This window comes from Nocardia sp. NPDC050412, from assembly GCF_044458825.1.
In the GTDB taxonomy this organism is placed as follows: domain Bacteria; phylum Actinomycetota; class Actinomycetes; order Mycobacteriales; family Mycobacteriaceae; genus Nocardia.
Genome location: NZ_JBITIJ010000015.1, coordinates 35,580 through 42,160 on the forward strand (window position 1 = coordinate 35,580; position 6,581 = coordinate 42,160).

The window sequence follows — 6,581 nt, forward strand, 5'->3', positions numbered from 1 at the left end:
CGCGGAAGCGGGCGGCAATCCCGAAAGTGACCCTTGCCACACCCCGGTACGTGAGCGTACCGTGCAGATGGTACGTAGATGTACCGCGCTGGGAGGTGCCGCATGACCACGGTGAAATTGCCCGACGGGCCGACGACTCCGGCCTTCGTACAGGCCATCGAAGTGCTGGCGGGCCGCACCCGCGCGTGGCGCAGATTGCATCAGCGGTACGGCTCGGCGTTCACGGCCTACCTACCCCGCTTCGGGCGGATCGTGGTGCTATCCGAACCGGCCGAGGTGAAGGCGCTGTTCACCGCGAGCTCCGACGTGGTCGATAATGTCGATCTCAATCTCGGGCAGTTCCTCGGCCCCGGCTCACTTTTTTCGCTGCGCGGCGCCGAACACCGTAAGCAGCGCAAATTGCTCACTCCGCCGTTCCACGGTCGTCGCCTCGCGGTGTACGAGACGCTGATCGAGGAAGAGGCGGTGCGCGAGCTGGCCACCTGGCCGCAGGGCCGGGAGTTCGCGACGATGGATTCGATGATGCGGATCACCATGAACGTGATCCTGCGCGCCGTATTCGGCGCCGAAGGTAAGGAATTCGACGAACTGCGCGAGCTGCTGCCCAGACTGGTGCTGGTCGGTTCGGCGCTCGCGGCACTGCCGGTGCCGCGAAAGTTCTTGGGGCAGCATGGTCCGTGGGCCCGCTTCGCCGCATACCGCCGCGACTACGACGAGATCGTCGGCAGGCTTATCGACCGCGCCGCCGCCGACGAGCGGCTTGCCGACCGCGACGATGTGCTGGCAATGATGCTGCAAGCTCGCTATGACGACGGCACCGCGATGACCCGCGGCGAGATCGCCGACGAACTGCTAACTCTGCTCACCGCTGGCCACGAGACCACGGCGACCACACTGTCATGGACCATTGAGCGGTTGCGCAGGCATCCGGAAGTGTTGCGGCGCTTGGTCGACGAGGTCGACGAAGGCGGTTCGGCACTGCGCGAGGCCACCCTGCTGGAGGTGCAACGGGTACGTCCGGTCATCGACTCGACGTTCCGCAAGGTCCGCGCGGAGTCGATGCAATTGGGTCGGTGGACCCTGCCCGAGGGGCAGAACGTGCTGGTCAGCATTCGGCTCATGCACGACAACGAGGAGCTGTTCCCGAATGCCCGCGCCTTCGATCCGGATCGTTTCGTCGATGTCCGGCCCGGCACCTTCAGCTGGATTCCGTTCGGCGGCGGCGCCCGGCGCTGCATCGGTGCGGCCTTCGCCACCATGGAGATGAATGTCGTATTGCGCACGCTGCTAAGGGATTTCACGCTCGAGCCGACCGACGCGGCCGATGAGCGAACGCACTTCCGCGGTGTCGCGCTGGTGCCCGCCAAGAAGGGCCGCGCCGTGGTGTATCGCCGCGCGCCCCGGCCCAGCACGACCGTGGCCAAAGCCGAACAGGTGACGGCATGACCCAGCAATTCGCCGACGTGGGCCACGGCGTCACCCTCGCCTACGAACGCCTCGGTGATGGCGGGACTCCGGTGCTACTCGTCGCCGGACTGGGTCAGCAACTGCACGACTGGCCCGATGGTCTCTGTGAACTCCTCGTCGCCCGCGGCTACGATGTCATCCGCTTCGACAATCGCGATGTCGGCGCGTCGACACACTTCGGCTTCCCACCTCCGAGTCCGCTCAATTTCTTGCGAAAGCGTTGGCACACAGCGCAATACGATCTTTCGGATATGGCCGCCGACACCGTGGGGCTACTCGACGCGCTGGAACTGAGCTGCGCGCATGTGGTCGGAATGTCGCTCGGCGGGATGATCGCGCAGACCGTGGCCGCCCGCTATCCGGCCCGAGTCGCCTCGCTGACCTCGATCATGTCGACCACCGGTGCGGCACGGGTCGGGCGACCGGCCCTGTCGACATGGCGGTTGATGTTCGGCCGACCTGCTCGCACACGCACCGAACACATCGAACGCTCGGTGCGCATGTTCCGCCACATCGGCTCGCACGGCTATCCGTTCGACGAACAGGCGGTGCGCGCCGCCGCGGCGACGACCTGGGACCGCGATCCCCATCCGGCACCGGGCGTCGGCCGTCAGCTCGCCGGCATCCTCAAATCCGGTGACCGCACCACGGAACTCAGCACCGTCGTCGCCCCGACGCTGATCCTGCACGGTGACCGCGACCTCATGGTGCATCCCACCGGCGGCACCGTCACGGCAAGCGCCATCGCAGGTGCGCGCCTGCACACCCTGCCGGGCATGGGCCACGACCTGCCCGTCGGCGTCCGGCCGACGCTCACCGATCTCATCGACACCCACATCCGCACCGCCAGGAGCACCGATGCCCCGCACCGCTAGGCCGCTGTCCGGCCGTCCCGCCATGATCACCGGCGCCGCCTCCGGCATCGGCCGCAGTCTCGCCCAATTGCTTTCGCGCCGCGGGTCACCCGTGGCCATTGCCGATATCGACGAGGTCGGCTTGAAGCAGACGGCCGCCACGCTGACCGGTCCGATGCTCGTCCGCGTTCTCGATGTGCGCGATGCCGCCGACCAACTCGCCTTCGCCGCCGAGGTCGAGGATTGGCTGACCGAGCCATTGGCGGCGGTATTCAACAATGCCGGCGTGGCGGTGGGCTCGTCGGTGCTCGACGCGGTTCCCGAAGACGATGAATGGCTGCGGCAGATCAACTTCGACGGCGTGGTCAATGGCACTCGCGCGTTCCTGCCCATTCTGGTCGAACAGAACCAGGGTGTCATCGTGAATACCTCCAGCGTATTCGGGCTGCTCGGAATGCCCAATCAAAGTGCTTACTGCGCGGCGAAATTCGCCGTGCGCGGCTTCACCGATTCACTGCGCCAGGAACTTCGCGGCACGGGAGTGTCGGCGGTGAATGTGCATCCGGGTGGTATCACCACCAACATCGCGCGCAATGCCCGGGTGCGCAAGGATCCCGAGGGACGCGGCCGTTCGCGCGAGCAGATAGCGGCTGAGTTCGAGGCGATGACCTTGACCTCACCGGACAAGGCGGCCGAAATCATCTGTCGCGGAGTCGAACGCGGGAAGTCGCGGATTCTGGTCGGGCCGGATGCCTACGTTTTCGACGCACTCGCACGCGTTGCACCAACGCACTACTACGACATATTCGCGGTGCTGGAGCGGCGTCTGCGGGCACGCGCGAAGGCGGAGGTGACAGCATGAGAGCATCGCGCAGCGATTCGATGATGGGTGGTGGCCGGGAGACAGGTGGACCCGAGCATTTCGATGTGCTGATCGTCGGCGCCGGCCTGTCCGGCATCGGCGCGGCGCACCACCTCCAGACGGCCTTCCCGAAGCGTACCTACGCAATTCTGGAGGCGCGCACGACAATCGGCGGCACCTGGGATCTGTTCCGCTATCCGGGGGTGCGTTCGGATTCCGATATGCACACCCTCGGCTACCGTTTCCGCCCGTGGACACAGGCCGCGGCCATCGCCGACGGGACGTCCATCCTCGACTACATCCGTGACACCGCGGCCGAAGCCGGTATCGATCGTCGAATCCGGTTCGGGCACGAGGTTATCGGCGCATCCTGGTCGACCGAAGCAGCACAGTGGACGGTGACCGCCGAACACGAGGGCACCACCTCGACATTCACCTGCGGCTTCCTTTATGTGTGCAGCGGCTACTACCGCTACGACCACGGCTATACCCCCGAATTCGCCGGAATCGAGGATTTCCGTGGCCAACTCGTGCATCCGCAGCAGTGGCCCACCGACCTGGACTATGCGGGTAAGCGGGTCGTGGTGATCGGCAGCGGGGCCACCGCGGTGACCCTGGTTCCGGCCATGGCCGAGACGGCGGCGCAGGTGACCATGCTGCAGCGCTCCCCTACCTACATCATGTCCGTGCCCACTGAAGACGCGGTGGCGATCCGCCTGCGCGAACGGCTCGGACCCCGCCGGGCCTATACGATCACCCGCTGGAAGAACGTGCTGATCGGCACGCTCATCTACCAACTCAGCCAGCGCCGTCCCCGCATGATGCGCAACTTCATCCGCAAGCAGACGGCCGCGCAATTGCCGACCGGATACGAGGTGGACGTCCACTTCAAACCGACCTACAACCCGTGGGACCAACGGCTCTGCCTGGTGCCGGACGGAGATCTGTTCCAGGCGATCCGGGCCGGGCGAGCCGCCGTGGTCACCGACCGCGTCGAGAAGTTCACCGCCGACGGCCTGCGTCTGGCCTCGGGCGCCGACCTCCCCGCCGATATCGTGGTGACGGCCACCGGTCTGCAATTGCTCGCCTTCGGCGGGATCGAATTCAGCGTCGACGGCCGGGCCATCCCACTGCCGGACACCATGGCCTATAAGGGAATGATGCTGAGCGGCGTCCCCAACTTCGCCTTCACCGTCGGCTACACCAATGCGTCCTGGACGTTGAAGGCCGATCTGGTGGGCGAATTCGTGTGCCGATTGCTGCGGCATATGGACGACAACGGCTATGACCAGTGCACGCCGTGGCCGGATCCGAGTATCGCCACGGAGCCCCTGCTGAATTTCCAATCCGGCTACGTCCAGCGTTCCATCGACCACTTTCCGCGAGCCGGATCGCGACGGCCCTGGCGATTGGGGATGAACTACGCGCATGATGTGCTCGCACTGCGCCACGGGCGGATCGAGGACGGCACCATTCGGTTCGCGAGCCGGGCCACCGCACCCGGCCATATTCCGATACATGTGAGGTCATGATCGCCGTGGCGGCGGGGCGCACTAACCTGATTCTCGTGACCCGTGCCGAGCCCGCCGCCAGCATCGCCGCGGAGAGCACGCCGGAATCCGCATTCCGGCGTCGCCTCCTCGACGCGATGGCCGAGGCCGTGCGCGATCGCGGTTATCGCGAAACAACCGTGGCCGATGTGGTCCGCCATGCGCGCACCTCCCGCCGTACCTTCTACGAACATTTCGACAGCAAGCAGGACTGCTTCATCGCGCTGCTGGCCGAGCGCAACAATGAGACCATCCAGCAAATCTACGATGCCGTCGATCCGGCCACACCCTGGCGCACCCAGGTCCGGCAGGCCATCGAGGCCTGGATCGACGTATCCAATCAGGATCCGACGATCACTCTGGCCTGGATTCGGGACATCCCCGCGCTCGGCGAGGCGGCTCAGCAGCTCCACCACGACGTCGGCGAGGCCTTTATCAATCTGATTCAAAGCCTCACCGCCACACCGGGGTTCGAAGCTCCCGGACTACATCCACCGACCCGTCAGATGGCGACCATCCTCTACGGCGGTTTCCGCGAGCTCATCGCCTCCACGGTCGAAGAGGGCAAGGATATCCGTGACATCGTCGACGTCGCGGTTGATACGGCCATCGCCCTGGTCGGCCCGCGCTACGAGCCGCGAGGCTAGTCCTTCACGGCCGTGAACTGTGCGAGCGCGCCATTGCACACCAGCTCGACCTCGCGCAGACCCGCCGCGGCGATCCAGCCCGACAGCTCGGCCGCGGTACCGGACGGACCGAATACGCCCATTGCCCGCATCACGCGCATGTGCAAGTCGAAACGCGGCCGGACCCCGCGCACCACACAACTGCCGACCAGCCGTCCACCCGGCGCGAGCACCCGGGCGAGCGAGGCGACCGCGGCGGCTGGATCCGGCATACAGTGCAGGCCCGCGAAACTCACTACCAGATCGAATTCGCCGGTGCCGAAGGACAGGTCGACCACATCCGCGCGCACATAGTCGATATCGGACAGCCCGGCGCGCTCGGCCGCGCGGCGCGCCGCCGCCAATTGATCATCGGAAATGTCCGCGGCCACATAGCGGAGCTTGCGACCGGACTCGAGTCGACGCAGCGTCACGCCGCCGCCGACCGGCAGATCCAGCACCGCCGAACCCTCCGCCAGCTGATTCACGACATCCATCGCCGCATACATCCGGCGGGTATCACAGCCCCACATCACCTGTCCCGCAGGCCGGGCCACCTGCGGATGGTCGAGCACGAAGTCGTATACCGGAGCCCCGAGATTCCCCCAGACTCGGCTCTGCCACACTTCCCGGACGTCGGGCACGGTCGTCTCCTCTTCGCGCGGTGGGAGTACAGGCTAGGCCGATACTCATCGACGCGCCAAGAGCTTCCAGGACTCGATCACCGTCGACGGACATGCTCCGCGGTGCTGGTCGAACTGCCGAGCCACCTCGCCATAGAGATCCGGACGCGAACCGGGCGGTGGCACATGAGCTACTACCGCCGCGCCGGTGAGACATCAGGGCGGCGATTCCACGGACCGGATCACCAATTTCGGACGAAATGGCCATCGCAACGCCGCTGCCTTATGTTAACAACCCCGGCAGAATATATATCGTTTTGTGCATCTCGAATCACGTTTCGCCCGTTTATATATACGCCATACACCATCGCTGGCTAGGGCATTCGGTCATCGGATCGAGCACCGAAGGCCCTGCGTCACACAGCGATACATTCGGTCGGCCGACCTCCAGGTTAACGCTCTCGATGAAAATCTAGATCATCCCCTGTCACCCTTATGAATACGGTGAGCATTTCGCGATGCGGATTTCGAAAACCGGGTTTGCATAGCAAACTAATCAG

General features: G+C 65.3%; 6 protein-coding genes. 5 read left to right on the forward strand and 1 reads right to left on the reverse strand.

The window, feature by feature from the left end; translation table 11 throughout:
- Positions 1 to 102: 102 nt before the first annotated feature.
- From ACIBI6_RS32950 to ACIBI6_RS32970, 5 genes are read left to right on the forward strand one after another with little or no spacing between them, the layout of a single operon-like run.
- Positions 103 to 1,446: a cytochrome P450 gene (locus ACIBI6_RS32950; protein ID WP_396958847.1), complete on the forward strand. Its 1,344-nt coding sequence runs from the start codon at positions 103 to 105 to the stop codon at positions 1,444 to 1,446.
- Positions 1,443 to 2,342 carry an alpha/beta hydrolase gene (locus ACIBI6_RS32955; protein WP_364351785.1) on the forward strand — a complete coding sequence of 300 codons (900 nt, stop codon included), beginning with the start codon at positions 1,443 to 1,445 and terminating at the stop codon, positions 2,340 to 2,342. The genes ACIBI6_RS32950 and ACIBI6_RS32955 overlap by 4 nt, the downstream gene beginning before the upstream one ends.
- Positions 2,326 to 3,183 (forward strand): SDR family NAD(P)-dependent oxidoreductase, encoded by an 858-nt coding sequence (locus ACIBI6_RS32960; protein ID WP_364351782.1) that lies wholly within the window; start codon positions 2,326 to 2,328, stop codon positions 3,181 to 3,183. The genes ACIBI6_RS32955 and ACIBI6_RS32960 overlap by 17 nt, the downstream gene beginning before the upstream one ends.
- On the forward strand, positions 3,180 to 4,715 hold the full coding sequence (locus ACIBI6_RS32965) for an NAD(P)/FAD-dependent oxidoreductase (RefSeq protein WP_364351779.1): 1,536 nt from the start codon (positions 3,180 to 3,182) through the stop codon (positions 4,713 to 4,715). The genes ACIBI6_RS32960 and ACIBI6_RS32965 overlap by 4 nt, the downstream gene beginning before the upstream one ends.
- Positions 4,712 to 5,380, forward strand: coding sequence for a TetR/AcrR family transcriptional regulator (locus tag ACIBI6_RS32970; protein ID WP_396958848.1), 669 nt, complete (start codon positions 4,712 to 4,714; stop codon positions 5,378 to 5,380). The genes ACIBI6_RS32965 and ACIBI6_RS32970 overlap by 4 nt, the downstream gene beginning before the upstream one ends.
- Here the strand turns inward: ACIBI6_RS32970 and ACIBI6_RS32975 are convergent.
- Entirely contained in the window at positions 5,377 to 6,042 is a 666-nt protein-coding gene (locus ACIBI6_RS32975) for a class I SAM-dependent methyltransferase (protein ID WP_364351773.1), read from the reverse strand. The genes ACIBI6_RS32970 and ACIBI6_RS32975 overlap by 4 nt on opposite strands.
- Between the last annotated feature and the right edge of the window lie 539 nt (positions 6,043 to 6,581).